Origin of the sequence: Arthrobacter flavus, from assembly GCF_039526005.1 — a bacterium.
GTDB classification, from domain to species: Bacteria; Actinomycetota; Actinomycetes; order Actinomycetales; family Micrococcaceae; genus Arthrobacter_D; species Arthrobacter_D flavus.
This window is the reverse complement of record NZ_BAAAIJ010000056.1, coordinates 116,901-130,713: the sequence shown is the minus strand read 5'-3', so window position 1 is coordinate 130,713 and position 13,813 is coordinate 116,901. Positions and strand designations below refer to the sequence as shown.

Sequence of the window (13,813 nt, the reverse complement as noted above, 5' to 3'; positions counted from 1 at the left end):
GGAGCTTTTCCCGGATCCGGTGGCAGAGGCTTGTCAATCGGGGTGGAGTCAGGTGCGCTCCTCGTTGGAGGACTTGATCCTCGAACCCGGACAGCACCTCGGCCGGGAGGAACAGGGCTTCGTCGGCGATGATCTGGGCTTGCCGGACCGAGATCACCCCCATTCCCAGGGACTGGAGGGTTTCCGGGAGGTCCAGGGCCAGGGTCAGGCTGTGACCCAACAACCGGTGGGCGGCCCGCCCGGAAAGATTCAGCAGGGGTGCGAGTTCCTCGGCGGTGAGCGTGAACCCGAGCCCTGTGCCGATACCCTGCCGGGACGAGGAGCCGGAGGTGGCGAGGCTTTGCACTTCCCGGTGCAGATCAGCGACCAGCTCGGCCTGCCGGGCGGTCACCCAGGACAGCAACCGATCCGCGGCCAGTAACAAATCCGAGATCGTCGCCACCGGATCCGACGCAGCCTCAGATGGTTCGTCAGAAGCCTCAGATGCTTTGTCAGCCGGTCCGTCAGCGGCTTGTCCGGCGGGTTCCTTCGCGGGGACACGGTTGGCTTCCCCGGGCAGCAACATGGCCACCAGGGATTCGGGGCCAGCCAGTTCAACCTCGGTGGCCGCCGCAGCGATGCTGCGGTTCACACCGGCTTTCTCCTGCTGCTTCATACCTCCATCACATCACCTGCCACCGACATTTTTCGGCGCCCAACAGACCGTCAGGCGAACGAATTTCAGGTACCGCAGAAAGTCCGGTAGGCGCCGAAATCTTCAGGTGCGGCAGCCGCATAACGTTCCATCCCGGGCCGCTCGTCGTACGGTGAGGTCACGGCTTCCAGAAGTCGTTCAAAGGGCATCAGATCCCCGTCCGTCGCAGCTGCCAGAGCTTCCTCCACCAGATGATTGCGCGGGATGTAGGCGGGGTTGACCCGGTCGAGTGCGGTGGCGTCGGGCCCGAGAGCGCGCCAGCGATGAAGCCAGGCGTCCACCCCAACGGCATCGTCACACTGGATCCGCACCGGATCGGTGTCGCCCCGGGCGGCAGCGGCGAGGCTCCTGAAGAAGGAGGTGTAGTCGACCCGATCAGCCTGAAGCAGCGCGAGTAGGTCATCGATCAGTGATTGGAGTGAATCGTCAGGATTGCCGGCCAGGCCGAGTTTGGCTTTCATTCCCGTTGTCCAGGCGTCGCCGTACAGTCGACGGAACCCGCCGAGCGCATCGGTGGCCAGTGCGACGGCCTTCTCCTGGTCATCGTGGATCAGGGGCAGGAGCGCTTCAGCAAGCCGGGCCAGGTTCCATTCGGCCACTACCGGCTGGTTGGCATACGCATACCGTCCGCTCTCATCGATTGAGCTGTACACCGCCGCTGGGTTGAATTCATCCATAAAGGCGCAGGGCCCATAGTCGATGGTCTCGCCAGAGATGGTCATGTTATCGGTGTTCATGACGCCGTGAACAAACCCGACCAGCATCCACTGAGCCACCAGCGCCGCCTGCGCAGCCATGACCGCCTCGAAGAGGGCGAGGTAGGGGTGCTCGGAGTGAGCGGCGTCGGGATAGTGGCGGGCCAGCGCGTGATCGGCTAGCCGGCGGATCAGGCCGACGTCGCCCGTCGTCTGGGCAAACTGGAAGCTGCCTACCCGCAGATGGCTGCCGGCCACCCGGGCGAGGACGGCACCTGGCAGGAGGGTCTCCCTGCGTACCTGGCGTCCGGTGGCCACAACAGCGAGAGCCCGGGTGGTCGGGATGCCCAGGGCATGCATGGCCTCGCTGATGAGATACTCGCGGAGCATCGGTCCTACGGCCGCCAACCCGTCGCCGCCCCGTGCAAACGGTGTGCGCCCGGAACCTTTCAGATGGAGATCGTGTATTCCGCCTGCAGGATCGGCGATTTCACCGAGGAGAAGTGCCCGGCCATCACCGAGCCGGGGGGAGAACCCGCCGAACTGGTGACCGGAATAGGCCTGGGCCACGGGGGTGGCACCCGGCGGCAGGAAAGTGCCGGTCAAAAGCCGCGAACCCTGAGTGGTCCGCAATGACTTCGAATCGAGCCCCAGTTCGGCTGCGAGCGGGACGTTGAGGACCAGCAACCGGGGATCCGGCGCTTCGTCGGCCTGCCAGGGAACAGCCATTTCGCTCAGTTCCCGAGCGAAACGGTCGTCGAGGGTCACGGTGGGCTGCGGTACAACACTCATCTGATGAGCGTACAGCGGCCACCTGAATGCGGCCCGAATACAGTGCCAAGGCTAGTCATCAGCCACGCTCCTGAACGCCTCCGCTTCTGCCGTTTCACGGTGTCGTCCCAGCCACCAGGCGAGGGCGATGGTCAGAAGCGTCGAGGCGAGGATGGGTAGGGCCCAACTGAGCCAGAAATGGGCCGGGTCGTACCCTAGCCCGGTGAACTGCACGATGATCCATCCCAGCAGCCCAGTAAGCAGGGCAATCCCGGGGAGGACCAGGGGGTTGTACCGCTGATGCCGTCGGTCGGTGATCCTCACGGCAAAGCCGATCACAAGGGTCGCGGCGGCGACGGCGATCAGTGTCAGCACGGTCGCCTCCGCCCGCCCTCAAGACCCGTTTAGAGTGCCCCGAACCCTACCCGGCGCGACTCTTCGGCACCGATTTCGACGTAGCCGAGAACGTTCGATGGGACGATCACGTGGCGGCCCTTGCTGTCGGCCAACCGCAGTTCAGCGCCGCCGTTCATGGCCTTCGCGACAATGTCGGCAACCTCGTCGGCTGTCTGCTCGGATTCGAGAACGATTTCCCGATTGACGTTCTGGATACCAATTTTGATTTCCATGGCGGTTTCCTCCTGATGTTGCGGTAACTGGGTGGGTAAGTGCCCTCACTGGAACTTACTCTAGATTTCCTTGGGGAAGCGACTGATTCCGCGCCAAGCTAAACGGTAAATCAGCTCGCTGGCAGCATCGATGTCCAGGGTGCCGTCAGTCTCCAGCCAGTACCGTGCACTGACCTGCGCCATACCAGCAAGGCCGTGTCCCAGGAGGGTGGCTTCCAGGTGGGACAGGTGGGTGTCTTCAGCAATAACCCCGGCGATGGCATCAGCGAACCGGGCGTTGAACTCCTCGAGCCGGCCGCTGACATCGGGGTCGTTGAACAGGTCGGATTCAAACACCAGCCGGTGAGCCTGACTGTCCTGGGCGATGAACTGGAAATAGGCGCGCATGGTTGCGTGGACCCGCAGCTTGTTATCGCTGGTGGACTGCAGTGCGTGGACGAGCAGCGCGGTCAGCTCAGCCAAATGATTCTCCAGCAGTGCCAGATACAGCTCCCGCTTCCCCGGGAAGTGCTGGTACAACACCGGTTTGCTGACCTTGGCCACCTCGGCGATCTCGTCCATCGCGGCACCGTGGTACCCATTGGCGACAAATACTTCGTGGGCAGCATTCAACAGCTGGCGCCTCCGCTCGTCTCGGGGGAGGCGTGTGGCTTTGCCGCCGGTCGGTACTGCTGCGCTCACGCTTGTTTTGGCCTTTGATCGGTGGGACGGGTTCACTGTGGGGTGATGGGCCCAGGGGAGTAGCCACCAGTTTACCCGCGGGTAACCTCGGGATGGCACGGGTGGCCTCCGAGAGTTCAACGGGCATACATTTGATGCATGAGCTCACCTGTAGCAGGGCTTGACCCCCTGGTTGCCCCGCATGCAGATCTATCGCGTGAAGAGACCGAACGGTATTCGCGCCATCTGATCATTCCCGGTTTTGGTCTGACGGCTCAGCAGCGGCTGAAGAACGCCCGGGTGCTGGTGATCGGGGCTGGTGGGCTGGGCTCGCCGGCGTTGCTGTATCTGGCGGCAGCAGGGGTGGGCACGATCGGGATTGTCGACGACGACGTCGTCGACGTTTCGAACCTGCAGCGGCAGATCATTCACGGGGTGTCGAACGTGGGGCAGCCGAAAGCGCAGTCGGCGGCAGAGAGCATCGCGGAGCTGAACCCGCTGGTGACAGTCCAACAGCATGTGGTGCGCCTGGACAACAGCAACGCCCTGCAGATTTTCGCTGAGTACGATCTGATCCTCGACGGAACTGACAATTTTGCGACCCGCTACCTGGTCAACGACGCCGCGGAGATCCTCGGCAAGCCCTATGTGTGGGGGTCAATTCTGCGGTTTGACGGCCAGGTGAGCGTGTTCTGGGCTCAGCACGGTCCGAGCTACCGCGATCTCTACCCGGATGCCCCGCCGCCCGGCGCGGTGCCGTCCTGCGCCGAGGGCGGAGTTCTCGGCGTCCTCTGCGCGCAGATCGGTTCGGTGATGGTCAACGAAGCGATCAAGCTCATCACAGGCACGGGGGTTTCCCTTTTGGGCCGGGTACTGATCTTCGACGCCCTGGAAATGACCTGGCGCGAGGTGCGGGTCCGCCGTGATCCAGATGCGGCCCCGGTGACCGAGTTGATCGACTATCAGGCGTTCTGCGGTCTGCCGACCGAGAAGGCACCAGATGTCCCCTCAGTCAGCGTGATGGAACTGGAGACGTTGCTGCGCGAACGCGGAAGTGGAAGCAGGGACTTCGACCTCATCGATGTCAGGGAACCGGGTGAGTACGAGATCGTCAGTATTGACGGGGCCACCCTGATGCCCAGGAACGCAATCCTGTCCGGGGAGCAGACGGTCAGCCCTGACCGGGACGTGTATGTGCATTGCAAGGCGGGCAGCCGGTCGGCTGACGTGGTGCAGCACCTTCGCGCGGAAGGGCACTCCCGGGTCTACAACGTTGACGGCGGCATCCTCGCATGGGTCAAGCAGATCGAACCGGACAAGCCAGTCTACTAGGCCCGAGCCAGAAGGCAGGTGCCGACGTCGAACTCTTGGGTAGCAAGGTGATCGCTCGGAACGAAGCTGCGGGTGTTACGCAGTGCCCGTGGCCGGCGGGTCCTGCCGCACCGGGCAACTGGTTTCAGCAGACTGGTCGGCAGGCGTCTCAAGGTCGATCCCGTAGAGGGCTTCAAGAGCAGCTGCGTAATCCTGCTGTCGTCCTTCGGCGGCGAGCTCGCGGGCGCGCACGGTGGGAACGTGGAGGAGTTGGCGGACCATCCGGCGGAGCGCGAACTCCACTTCCTCGGCGGCGGCGGTGCAGCCGTGTTGTGCCCTGACCTTCTGCATCTCTGATTCGAGTACCTGCTGGGTGTGCTTCCGCAAGGCAACGATCGCAGTGTCCATGGCCCGTGAGTTCTGACGGTCCTGGAAAGTGCGGGCTGCGTCGGCGACGAGGGAGCTTGCCTGGCTGAGCGCTGCCGCTTGCTCACTCGGAGCCGCGAGCCGGACCGACTCGAGGGTAATCAGTTCGACGTTGTCAAGGGAACCCACCGCCGGGTCGAAGTCGTGGCTGAGGGCCAGATCGACGACGATGAGCTGCTTGGCGACGCTGGCACGAACACGCTCGACGTCGGCCGCCTCCACCCGGTTGTCGCTGCCGCTGCAGCCGACCACGATATCGGCGGTCGTCAGTGCTGCTGGAAGATCCTCGGCGGTAAGAGCCACGCCACCGCGGGTAGAGACGAAAGCCTCGGAGCGCCCGGAGGAGGAGAACACTGAAATGTCGGTGCAGCCTTTTTCCTTCAGCAGTGCCATCGTTGCGCCAGCGTAGGCGCCGGTCCCAAACACCACCACTGACTTGTCGGTGAATTCGCGGGTCAGCGACAGATCGGCGGCAAGCTCCAACGCCACTGAGACGATTGACCGGCCCTGGCTGCCCAGAGCAGTCTGTGCCCCGACGTCTTTGGCGGTGCGCGAGGCTTCCTGAAACAGTCGGACCAGAGGGCCACTGGTGGTGCCGTTGGCCTGTGATTCGATCAGTGCCCGGCGGACCTGCCCGGCGATCTCACGTTCACCAACGACAGCCGAGTCAAGGCCCGCTCCCACGGCAAACAGATGACGGGCCACATCTTCACCGGTACGCGTGGTGAACGCCGAGGAGACCCAGCTTTCGGGCAACCCGGACAGTCCGCTGATACGCGTGATGACTGCGGAGCGCGCGGCCTCGACGTCGTCGACGGAGGCGGCATCACAATAGATTTCGAGACGGTTGCAGGTGGCGAGGGTGATCGCGCCGGAGACGGCGGGCCCGTCAGCGAGCACGGCGGATGCGACTTGGTCGGCGCCGACGCTGAGTCGGGCGACGGTTTCCAAGTCCACATCGGAATGGGTTGCAACCAGAGATAGTAAAACCACAGCTCACTCAGCATAGCGAAACGCGCTTCCAAGGCATGAATAGGTTTGCCTAAGTTCGGCGTCTTTCCAGCCGTTCCGGCGACCTACCAGGAGGTGAGATTCACCACCTGGTCAGCGCTCGTGCCCGGCCAACCGAGAGGGCCAGGCCGCTCTCGTGCCCGGTGGGTTAACCGAAACCGCCCGAACTTGGCACAATCGAGATATGACTTTAAGTGCAGCACACCCCCTGGTAGACGGCCGGACTTCCTCCTCGCCGCTGATCTCGGCCTACCGCGGTGAGCGTCCCAGCAGGCGTCCTGTGTGGTTCATGCGCCAGGCCGGTCGGTCCCTGCCCGAGTATCGGGAGCTGCGGCGGGGGACGGAGATGCTCGATTCGTGCCTCGACCCGGCGATGGCCTCCGAAATTACCCTCCAGCCGGTCCGCAGGCACGACGTCGACGCCGCCATCTTCTTCTCCGACATCGTCATCCCGCTCAAGCTGGCCGGCGTGGACGTCGATATTGTGCCGGGGGTCGGACCGGTGCTGGGCACACCAGTCCGCACCGCCGCGGATGTCGCAGCGCTTCCTGAATTGACCGACGAAGCGCTGGAACCTATCCGGCAGGCAGTCGCCCTGACCGTGGCCGAGCTCGGCAGCACCCCGCTCATCGGGTTCGCTGGCGCACCCTTCACCCTCGCTGCCTACATGGTCGAGGGCAAGCCGTCCAGGGATCACCTCGGCCCACGCACCATGATGCACGCCGATCCGGAGACCTGGGGTGCGCTGACACGCTGGGCTGCCGACGCTTCGGGAAAGTTCCTGAAAGCCCAGCTGGAAGCAGGAGCGAGCGCCGCCCAACTCTTCGACTCGTGGGCAGGGTCACTGGGCCTGGCCGACTATCAGGCGCACGTCGCGCCGGCGTCCGGACGGGCCCTGGATTTCGTCCGCGGCCTCGGAGCGCCTCTGATCCATTTCGGGACCGGCACTTCGGAACTTCTGGTGGCCATGCATGAGGTTGGTGTCGATGTGGTCGGAGTTGACTACCGGCTACCCCTCGACGAGGCCAATCGCCGGCTCGGTGGCGCAGTTCCCCTGCAGGGCAACATCGACCCGGCGCTGCTTTCAGCTCCGTGGGAGGTCCTCGAGGCTCACGTGCTCGACGTGCTGAAGGCGGGGTCGGCCGCTCCCGGCCACGTCGTCAACCTGGGCCACGGCGTGCCACCTGAGACCGATCCGGCGGTCCTGACGCGGATTGTCCAACTGATTCACTCGGTGGAACCGTAAGCATGCCGCACCGTAGCAATGTCCCACGCGTGACGCCGGGTAAACCCGTCGTTGTGGTTGGGGGCGGGATGGCCGGACTGATCGTGGCCCGCGAGCTGTTGGCACGCGGTCTGACCGTAACCGTCCTCGAACGGTCATCAGCCTTCGGCGGCTGCGTCGCCGACCACGAAGTGGCGGGACTGAGGCTGGACAGCGGAGCTGAATCCTACTCAACCCGCTCGGACACGGTGCCCGCGCTGGCCCGTCAGCTTGGTTTGGCCGACCACCTCGTCACCCCTAACCCGGCGGGCGCGTGGATCAGGTTCCCCGGCAAAGACCCCCAACACAGTGCTATGCCCCTCCCTCGGAGCGGCATCCTCGGGATTCCCGCTGATGTACTCGACCCTGAGATTGTCCGGGCGATCGGCAGGGCCGGTGCGTTGCGGGCATCGCTGGACAAGGTGCTTCCACTGGGCAGCCTGTACAAGGACGAGGGAGTCAGCCTCGGCGAGGTGGTGCGTGCCCGGATGGGCATCGATGTTCTTACCCGCCTGGTCGCGCCAGTGGTTGGAGGGGTCTTCTCGGCAGACCCTGATGACCTCGATGTTGATTCCGTAGCACCGGGACTTCGCAAAATGATGAAGCAGCACGGATCGCTCGGTGCGGCCGTCGGGGCCATGCGCGCGGCAGCGCCCGCCGGCTCGGCCGTCGGCGGCCTGAGCGGGGGCATGGCCCAACTCACCGCTGCATTGACCGACGAACTTCGTGCCGGCGGAGCCGATCTCAGGCCGGACAGTGAGGCACTCTCAATCGCCCGATCGGGGTCGGGCTGGACCGTGGCCACCGCCAGCGGGCCCGTTGCCGCCGACGCGCTGGTGATGGCCGTGGACGGGCCAGGCGCTGTTGACCTTCTCGGTGATGCACTGCCGAGGCTGCGGGAGGACCGCCCCCAGGCGGTTCCGGGGGTGGCTCTGGTGACCCTCGTCGTCGACGTTCCGGAGCTCGATGCCCACCCGCGGGGGACCGGGGTGCTGGTAGCGGCCGGGGCTGAGGGCGTCAGTGCCAAAGCGCTCACCCACGCCACCGCGAAATGGTCCTGGCTCGCGGATCAGGCGGGACCCGGCAGCCACGTGCTCAGGCTGTCCTACGGGAGAGCCGGTCAGCTCGGCGACGAAGTGGCCGACGACGCCGCGCTCTACAGGGCGGCGCTCGCCGACGCCTCAGCGCTCCTTGAGACCACCATCGATGAAGCTGACGTGGTGGGATGGAAAGTGGTCCGCTGGAACGGTGCCCTGCCCCACGCCTCAGTCGGTCACCGTGACCTGGTGGCCCGGGTCCGGGCCGCCGCGGCCTCGGAGCGCCACCTCGAAATCACCGGTGCGTGGCTCGCGGGAACAGGTCTGGTGGCCGTCATCGACGACGCCAGGGTGAGGGCCAAAGCACTCGCAGATCGGTTGGCCCCGCAGGCCAAGGACCCGACCGGTCTGTGATCTTCGCAACTTTCTACGCGCAGTAGAACCTCAGATTTCGGTTTGCTCCTCACTGAGGGGCAGACTAGTACCATGAGTGAGCAAACCCGCACGGAGCACACGCACAATCCCTCGACAGCCACCGACGGCGACGCCGCGGCAGAGCTGTTCTTCACCCTATGGACGGTGTTCAAACGCAGCGCCGTGACACAGGGCTCCGCCACCGGATCCCTCCAGCAGGTCATCGAGTCGCTCGACGCCGACGGCGTGACGCTGCGCGGTTTTTACGACGTCTCCGGAATGCGAGAAGACGCCGATGTGATGGTCTGGCTGCACGGCTCCCAGCCCGAAGCGCTGCAGGCCGCGGTCCGGAAGATCCGGCGGACCACCGAGTTCGCCACGGCCGAGATTGTCTGGTCCGCCATGGGGGTGCACCGGGCCGCTGAATTCTCGAAGAGCCACTCCCCGGCGTTCTCGCGCGGAGTGGCACCGGCCGAATGGGTCTGTGTCTACCCGTTCGTCCGCTCCTATGACTGGTACATCCTCCCCTCGGAAGAGCGCCGCGAGATGCTCTACGACCATGGTTTGAAGGGCCGGGACTACCCTCAGGTCCTCTCCAACACCGTCTCATCCTTCGCTCTCGGCGACTGGGAGTGGATCCTCGCTCTCGAAGCGCCAGACCTGGTTGACCTGGTTGACCTGATGCGCCACCTGCGGGAGACCGAGGCGCGGCGGCACGTGCGTGACGAAATTCCCTTCTATACCGGACGGCGGATTGATACCGCCGGGATTGCAGAGGTGCTCCTATGACCGCTCAGGCATTTCACCCACTGGACGGCGTTGACGACAACGGACGCATGGCCCCGAAGAGTTACGACGCCATCGTGCTCGCCTCCTTCGGCGGACCCGAGGGTCAGGAGGACGTGATCCCCTTCCTCCGTAACGTCACTCGGGGCCGGGGAATCCCCGACGAGCGGCTCGAGGAGGTGTCGCACCACTACCGCGCCAATGGCGGCATCAGTCCCATCAACGCTCAGAACCGCGCGTTGAAGGCGGCAATGGAGGCCGAACTGGCCAACCGGGGCATCGACCTACCGGTGTTTTGGGGCAACCGTAACTGGGCACCGTTCATTGCGGACACCCTGCAGGAGGCATACGACGCCGGTCACCGCCGCGTGCTGACCGTCACCACGAGCGCCTACTCCTGCTACTCCAGCTGCCGCCAGTACCGCGAAGACCTGGGAATGGCCCTGGTAGAGACCGGCCTCGACGGCAAGCTTGAGGTCGACAAGGTCAGGCAGTACTTCGACCACCCCGGATTCGTCGAGCCGTTCGTCGAGGGTGTGACCAACGGTCTTTCAGCGCTGCGCCAGAAGCTGACCGACAGCGGTGAAACCGACGCCCCAATCCATATCCTGTTCGCCACCCACTCAATTCCCACGGGCGACGCCGAGGCCGCAGGGCCCCGGGTCAATGGTGCGGCCGACGGCGGCCCCGCCTACGCCGAGGGGGCCTACGTCGCCCAACACCTGGCCACAGCCCAGGCTGTGCTCGACCGGGTTCCGGAATCCGCCGGGGTCGACTGGTCGCTCGTCTACCAATCACGGTCGGGCGCACCACATGTGCCGTGGTTGGAGCCCGACATCAACGATGCCATCAAGGATCTCGCTGCGGCGGGCACCAAGGGCGTCGTCATTGTTCCCCTCGGATTTGTCAGCGACCACATGGAAGTGAAATGGGATCTCGACACTGAGGCCCTTGAAACCTGCGCCGACCTGGGTGTCCTCGCCGAACGGGTCCCCACCCCGGGAACCCACGACAAGTTCGTTGCGGGCCTGATCGACCTGGTCTGCGAACGTACTGTCGACAACAACATCGCCGACCGGCCGTCCGCCACGAAACTCGGACCCTGGTTCGATGTCTGCCGGCCCAACTGCTGTGCCAACCGCAGGGGCCCCAAGCCCACGGTCGCCGCAGCGGACTCGACTGTCGGACTACCGGGGACGGCACCAGCCTCGTGACCGGGTCCCTGCGGGTGGGCACCCGCGCCAGTGCGTTGGCGCTCACCCAGACCACCACTGTTGCCGAGCGGATCAGCTCGCTCAGCGGTGCAGTCCACGAGCTGGTCCGGATCCGCACCGAGGGGGACGTGCACAAGGGATCGCTCACCCAGATCGGGGGGACCGGCGTGTTTGTCGCTGCGCTGCGCGATGCACTGCTGGCTGACCGCTGTGACCTTGCCGTGCACTCGCTCAAGGACCTGCCAACGGTCCCCGCCGAGGGGTTGAACGTCGCAGCCATTCCCGAACGGGCTGACACCCGTGATGCCCTGTGTGCCAGGGACGGGCTCACGTTGGCCACCCTCCCTGACGGTGCAACTGTGGGCACCGGTTCCCCGCGACGGGCCGCCCAGTTGCGTGCCGCACGACCAGGGCTGGAGGTTATTGACATCAGGGGCAACGTTGACACTCGTCTCGCCAGGGTCGCCGGGCTGAGCGAGTCGGGTCCGGGGGACCTGGACGCGGTGGTGCTCGCTGCCGCCGGATTGTTCCGGTTGGGTCGCGAAAGCGTCATTACCGAGCTCATTGACCCGGCCGTGATGCTCCCTGCGCCCGGGCAGGGTGCATTGGCAGTCGAGTGCCGAACCGGTGACGCCGTCGACTCCCCCTTCGCCGCAGCCCTCAAGGACTACGATCACACCACCACCCGGCTGGCAGTCACAGCCGAGCGGGCGGTCCTGCGCCGCCTCGAGGCAGGATGCAGTGCCCCGATCGGGGCTCTCGCCACGGTGACCGGCGACGTCCTGACGCTACAGGCTGTGGTGTGCAGCCTCGACGGAACCCAGTTGCTCCGGCTGGCTCGTTCCGGCGGGGACCTCTCAGTCGATGGCGCTGACGCGCTGGGCGTTGGGCTCGCCGAGGATCTGCTCGCCGCTGGTGCCGCGGGCATCGCTCCGCTCACCGCCCAATGAACCCAGCCCCGACTTCCGGTAATCACACGCTGGAGGGTGTCCGCGTGGTGTTGCTGCGAGGCGCCGACCAAGCCGTCCGGACGGCCGGGGAGCTCCACTCCCGGGGGGCGGCAGTGCAACTGCTGCCCCTGATTGACTTCGAGACTCCTGACGACTCGGAGTTGTTCGATGCAGCCCTGAAGGGGCTGGCCAGCGGAGCGTTCAGCTGGCTCGTGGTGACCAGCAGCACCACAGTTCGGGCGCTGAAACAGCAGTTGGCTCGCCGGGGACTGGGGCTTAGCTCAGCGGTCCCGTCCGGCACACGCATCGCGGCGGTGGGGGAGGCCACCGCGGGAGCGCTGTTCGCCGAAGGCCTGAGAGCTGATCTGGTGCCCGATCGGACCGGCCATGAGAGTTCGGCGGCGGGGCTGGCCGCCGCCTTCAGGGGGCTGACCCCCGAGGGCCGCATCCTCCTGCCACAAGCCGACATTGCAGCCGACACACTTGAGCGCCTCCTGGTCGGTCAGGGCTGGGACCTGGTGCAAGTCACCGCGTACCGCACCGTGGCCTACCCGGCGGACCCGTCGCGTCGGATCACCGCCAGTGTGGGAGCCAGTCGAGCCGTTCGAGACGATGAAACTGGAGCCAGCGGACGGGGTGCCTCGGGTAGTCGCCCGGAGCTACCCGAACTGGACCCCGCCGGTTTCTGGGCAGCAGTCACAGCTGGTGCTATCGATGCCGTGGTGTTCACGTCCCCCAGTACCGTCCGCAGGTTGAGCGAACAAACCCCTTTCTCGCCCATCGAAGGCTTCCCGGCTGGACTCGCCGCCGTCATGATCGGCGCCAGCACCGCCGCTGAAGCGCGGCGGTGCGGTATCCCCATCGCCGCTGTAGCGGCCGACCCCACGCCCGCGGGGATCGCCGATGCGATCGCAGCCGCGATGCAGGAGCACACCGATCGTGAAAAACTGAAGGCAAGAGAAGAGGAGCACCCATGAGTTTCCCCCACCACCGACCACGCCGGCTGCGGACCACTCCGGCGCTTAGGCGCCTGACCGCCGAGCACCGTCTGAGCCCCGCCGAACTGGTGCTGCCAGCGTTCATCCGGGAGGGCCTCACCAGCCCACACCCCATTTCCTCGATGCCGGGAGTAGTTCAACACAGCACCGAGTCACTGAAGCGTGCCGCCGCCGAGGCGGTCCAGTTGGGCGTCGGCGGGATCATGCTCTTTGGTATCCCCGCCCACCGCGATGCGACGGGCAGCGCAGGCCTCGACCCGGACGGGGTCCTGAACCGGGCGATCGCTGACGTGCGGTCCGAGGTGGGAGACGAGCTGGTGGTGATGAGCGACGTCTGCCTCGACGAATTCACCGACCATGGGCACTGCGGTGTGCTCGCGTCCGACGGAACGGTCGACAACGACGCGACGCTGGCGGTGTATGCCGAAATGGCTGTCGCCCAGGCCAACGCCGGAGCGCATGTTCTTGGCCCGTCCGGCATGATGGACGGTCAAGTAGCGGTTATCCGCCAGGCGCTTGAGGAAGCAGGGCATCAGGAGACGGCTGTCCTGGCCTACGCCGCCAAATACGCGTCAGCCTTTTACGGCCCATTCCGTGAGGCAGTCGACTCGCAGCTCACGGGTGACCGGCGAACCTACCAAATGGATGCAGCGAACCGCCGCGAAGCACTCCTGGAGGTCGAGTTGGACCTTGAAGAGGGCGCAGACATGGTGATGGTCAAACCAGCAATGAGCTACCTCGACATCCTCGCTGATGTTGCCGCGCTGTCTCCCGTGCCGGTGGGCGCTTACCAGATCTCGGGGGAGTACGCCATGATCGAGGCCGCCGCAGCCAATGGCTGGATCGACCGTCGTCGGGCAATCGAAGAATCAGTTCTCGGCATCAAACGTGCCGGGGCGAACATCATCCTGACCTACTGGGCCGCCGAACTAGCCGGCTGGCTAAAGGAGTAA

General features: G+C 65.4%; 14 protein-coding genes. 8 read left to right on the top strand and 6 right to left on the bottom strand.

Going from position 1 to position 13,813, the window contains the following annotated elements:
- The 5 genes from ABD059_RS14660 to ABD059_RS14640 form a co-directional block, all read right to left on the bottom strand.
- A partial coding sequence (locus tag ABD059_RS14660; RefSeq protein ID WP_343881347.1) for a 13E12 repeat family protein occupies positions 1-655 on the bottom strand: 655 nt, incomplete at its 3' end.
- 65 nt (positions 656-720) lie between these two features.
- Entirely contained in the window at positions 721-2,181 is a 1,461-nt protein-coding gene (locus tag ABD059_RS14655) for a protein adenylyltransferase SelO (RefSeq protein WP_343881345.1), read from the bottom strand.
- Between the two features lie 51 nt (positions 2,182-2,232).
- The gene (locus ABD059_RS14650; protein WP_343881343.1) at positions 2,233-2,535 is read right to left on the bottom strand and encodes a hypothetical protein; all 303 of its coding nucleotides are present in this window, start codon (positions 2,533-2,535) and stop codon (positions 2,233-2,235) included.
- A 29-nt stretch (positions 2,536-2,564) separates the two neighbouring features.
- Positions 2,565-2,789 (bottom strand): DUF3107 domain-containing protein, encoded by a 225-nt coding sequence (locus tag ABD059_RS14645; protein ID WP_019481663.1) that lies wholly within the window; start codon positions 2,787-2,789, stop codon positions 2,565-2,567.
- 60 nt (positions 2,790-2,849) lie between these two features.
- Entirely contained in the window at positions 2,850-3,470 is a 621-nt protein-coding gene (locus tag ABD059_RS14640) for a TetR/AcrR family transcriptional regulator (RefSeq protein ID WP_343881341.1), read from the bottom strand.
- A 138-nt stretch (positions 3,471-3,608) separates the two neighbouring features.
- Between ABD059_RS14640 and moeB the strand changes: the two genes are divergently transcribed.
- A complete protein-coding gene (moeB, locus tag ABD059_RS14635) occupies positions 3,609-4,781 on the top strand; it encodes a molybdopterin-synthase adenylyltransferase MoeB (RefSeq protein ID WP_343881339.1) in 1,173 nt (390 codons plus the stop codon).
- A 75-nt stretch (positions 4,782-4,856) separates the two neighbouring features.
- On the opposite strand, the gene ABD059_RS14630 is transcribed toward moeB, so the two are convergent.
- Positions 4,857-6,179, bottom strand: a complete 1,323-nt coding sequence (locus tag ABD059_RS14630) for a glutamyl-tRNA reductase (protein ID WP_343881337.1) — start codon at positions 6,177-6,179, stop codon at positions 4,857-4,859.
- 202 nt (positions 6,180-6,381) lie between these two features.
- Between ABD059_RS14630 and hemE the strand changes: the two genes are divergently transcribed.
- The 7 genes from hemE to hemB all read left to right on the top strand — a co-directional run bounded on the left by hemE (position 6,382) and on the right by hemB (position 13,813).
- Positions 6,382-7,443 (top strand): uroporphyrinogen decarboxylase, encoded by a 1,062-nt coding sequence (gene hemE / locus ABD059_RS14625; protein ID WP_343881335.1) that lies wholly within the window; start codon positions 6,382-6,384, stop codon positions 7,441-7,443.
- Between the two features lie 2 nt (positions 7,444-7,445).
- Positions 7,446-8,912: a protoporphyrinogen oxidase gene (hemG, locus tag ABD059_RS14620; RefSeq protein WP_343881333.1), complete on the top strand. Its 1,467-nt coding sequence runs from the start codon at positions 7,446-7,448 to the stop codon at positions 8,910-8,912.
- 72 nt (positions 8,913-8,984) lie between these two features.
- Positions 8,985-9,701 carry a hydrogen peroxide-dependent heme synthase gene (hemQ, locus tag ABD059_RS14615; protein ID WP_343881331.1) on the top strand — a complete coding sequence of 239 codons (717 nt, stop codon included), beginning with the start codon at positions 8,985-8,987 and terminating at the stop codon, positions 9,699-9,701.
- Positions 9,698-10,912 carry a ferrochelatase gene (locus ABD059_RS14610; RefSeq protein ID WP_343881329.1) on the top strand — a complete coding sequence of 405 codons (1,215 nt, stop codon included), beginning with the start codon at positions 9,698-9,700 and terminating at the stop codon, positions 10,910-10,912. The genes hemQ and ABD059_RS14610 overlap by 4 nt, the downstream gene beginning before the upstream one ends.
- Positions 10,909-11,862, top strand: a complete 954-nt coding sequence (hemC, locus tag ABD059_RS14605; protein ID WP_343881327.1) for a hydroxymethylbilane synthase — start codon at positions 10,909-10,911, stop codon at positions 11,860-11,862. The genes ABD059_RS14610 and hemC overlap by 4 nt, the downstream gene beginning before the upstream one ends.
- On the top strand, positions 11,859-12,839 hold the full coding sequence (locus tag ABD059_RS14600) for a uroporphyrinogen-III synthase (RefSeq protein WP_343881325.1): 981 nt from the start codon (positions 11,859-11,861) through the stop codon (positions 12,837-12,839). Before hemC ends, ABD059_RS14600 begins: the two co-directional genes overlap by 4 nt.
- Positions 12,836-13,813, top strand: coding sequence for a porphobilinogen synthase (gene hemB, locus ABD059_RS14595; protein ID WP_343881323.1), 978 nt, complete (start codon positions 12,836-12,838; stop codon positions 13,811-13,813). The genes ABD059_RS14600 and hemB overlap by 4 nt, the downstream gene beginning before the upstream one ends.

What these genes read in the sequence shown, in the direction of transcription:
- moeB (WP_343881339.1), top strand. Translation starts at nt 3,609, where the DNA reads ATGAGCTCACCTGTAGCAGGGCTTGACCCCCTGGTTGCCCCGCATGCA.
- ABD059_RS14645 (WP_019481663.1), bottom strand. Translation starts at nt 2,789, where the DNA reads ATGGAAATCAAAATTGGTATCCAGAACGTCAATCGGGAAATCGTTCTC.
- hemE (WP_343881335.1), top strand. Translation starts at nt 6,382, where the DNA reads ATGACTTTAAGTGCAGCACACCCCCTGGTAGACGGCCGGACTTCCTCC.
- ABD059_RS14655 (WP_343881345.1), bottom strand. Translation starts at nt 2,181, where the DNA reads ATGAGTGTTGTACCGCAGCCCACCGTGACCCTCGACGACCGTTTCGCT.
- hemB (WP_343881323.1), top strand. Translation starts at nt 12,836, where the DNA reads ATGAGTTTCCCCCACCACCGACCACGCCGGCTGCGGACCACTCCGGCG.
- ABD059_RS14610 (WP_343881329.1), top strand. Translation starts at nt 9,698, where the DNA reads ATGACCGCTCAGGCATTTCACCCACTGGACGGCGTTGACGACAACGGA.
- hemG (WP_343881333.1), top strand. Translation starts at nt 7,446, where the DNA reads ATGCCGCACCGTAGCAATGTCCCACGCGTGACGCCGGGTAAACCCGTC.
- hemQ (WP_343881331.1), top strand. Translation starts at nt 8,985, where the DNA reads ATGAGTGAGCAAACCCGCACGGAGCACACGCACAATCCCTCGACAGCC.
- ABD059_RS14600 (WP_343881325.1), top strand. Translation starts at nt 11,859, where the DNA reads ATGAACCCAGCCCCGACTTCCGGTAATCACACGCTGGAGGGTGTCCGC.